This is a genomic window from Kurthia sp. Dielmo (assembly GCF_000307285.2).
Taxonomy (GTDB): domain Bacteria; phylum Bacillota; class Bacilli; order Bacillales_A; family Planococcaceae; genus Kurthia; species Kurthia populi.
Window position 1 is genome coordinate 223,846 of record NZ_HE578960.1, and the last position, 1,416, is coordinate 225,261.

Annotated in this window: 3 protein-coding genes; all 3 read right to left on the reverse strand. The window is 34.3% G+C overall.

Annotated elements, in window-relative coordinates; all coding sequences use genetic code 11:
• Positions 1-294: 294 nt before the first annotated feature.
• A complete protein-coding gene (locus KTHG_RS14600) occupies positions 295-549 on the reverse strand; it encodes a hypothetical protein (RefSeq protein WP_139994631.1) in 255 nt (84 codons plus the stop codon).
• 20 nt (positions 550-569) lie between these two features.
• The gene (locus tag KTHG_RS14605; protein ID WP_139994633.1) at positions 570-866 is read right to left on the reverse strand and encodes a hypothetical protein; all 297 of its coding nucleotides are present in this window, start codon (positions 864-866) and stop codon (positions 570-572) included.
• A gap of 254 nt (positions 867-1,120) precedes the next feature.
• Complete coding sequence (locus KTHG_RS14610) at positions 1,121-1,330, reverse strand: TSUP family transporter (RefSeq protein WP_255512480.1); 210 nt, start codon at positions 1,328-1,330, stop codon at positions 1,121-1,123.
• Positions 1,331-1,416 lie beyond the last annotated feature (86 nt).

The window sequence follows — 1,416 nt, forward strand, 5'->3', positions numbered from 1 at the left end:
TAGAGGAAAGTGCTGCCATTCATTTTGGTGTACTACTCGTTGGGTCAGGCGAAGTATGGATTGATGGGATAGCATTTGAAGAGGTGGATGAATCAGTTCCATCAACAAATTTATCAAGTTCTGTAGAGAAACTGCCTTTAGAACCAGTAAATTTAGGATTTGATGAGCTATGATAATGTTGAATTAATTGTATGTATCATAACGAATTTTTGCAAACGTATAGCTTCCGAATAATTGAAGAAAAGTAAGTAAAAAAACAGCTCAAATGGATGAGCTGTTTTTTTGTCTACTACTTTATTTTTGTTTGTAATGAGGTAGTGTCTCTTTTGTATCAGAAAATAGCATTTCTTTTATGAGTACGGCACAGCCATTAATTGTTTCAAAATAGTTGCCACTTTTTATGTTATACCAAATATCATGTTGGTTATCATTTTGATCAAGTGCTGAAAAATAAAGTCGTGTATCTTTTTTTCTAATATATTGTACATGATGATACTTTAAAATGCTTCGGATTTTACTCATGGATAGCTGAATGTCTGTATTTTTCATAAAAACCTCCAAATATTTTTTTAATAAACATTAAATGGTACCTTATAATCTCGTTCACTAGAAGCTGCTAAATCTAAGCGTTCATTCAAATATAATTGATACGATTTTCCGGCTGTATAACCATTCACCGGTGCATGGATAATCAATGTGTTGGAATCTTTAATGGCAATTCTAACCGGTACCATTACGTCTTTTTCATCTAAGACATATATACTGCTGTTTAAAAGATTATTTCGATTAAAGCCATTATCAAATAAAATCACCCAATTACATGTCGCATCTACATTTTGAGGGCGTAGCTTAATTGGACGTTTCATTTTCATATTCGCTTTGATTTTTAAAAATATATGTAGGATAAACAAAAACAAGCAAATGCTATTTGCGATATAAAGAAAAGTAAAATTCAACTGTCGTCACCCCCCTATAAAATCAACTTCCTCAGATTAACGGATAAAGGTTAAATTAACGTTAAAAAATTACTTAAACTTTCAACAAAAATCAAAAGAGTATTATTTTCCAGCGCATACAAAAAACTAGCTCAAATGGATGCGCTAGTTTTTTGTATGCGTAGTTAAAGTAACTTCCATAATACTTGGCCAATTAACACTAAAAAGATAATCGGTAAAATCCAGCGTAGCCAAGCACCTTTTAAATAAGGGGTCAGGCGCATGCCGATATGTGAGCCGACAATAGAGCCCAGTGTGACAGGAATCGCGATGTCCCAGTGAACAATGCCGTATAAATAATAGAAGCCAAATGCGCCCATGCAGCTTGCGAACATGAGGAAGCGCGTGTGCTCGGCGGCTTGTACATAGGAATAACGTTGCTTTAAAAAAATACGTAATGTTCATGAGCGCAGAACCGGGG

What these genes read in the sequence shown, in the direction of transcription:
- KTHG_RS14610 (WP_255512480.1), bottom strand. Translation starts at nt 1,330, where the DNA reads ATGTTCGCAAGCTGCATGGGCGCATTTGGCTTCTATTATTTATACGGC.
- KTHG_RS14600 (WP_139994631.1), bottom strand. Translation starts at nt 549, where the DNA reads ATGAAAAATACAGACATTCAGCTATCCATGAGTAAAATCCGAAGCATT.
- KTHG_RS14605 (WP_139994633.1), bottom strand. Translation starts at nt 866, where the DNA reads ATGAAACGTCCAATTAAGCTACGCCCTCAAAATGTAGATGCGACATGT.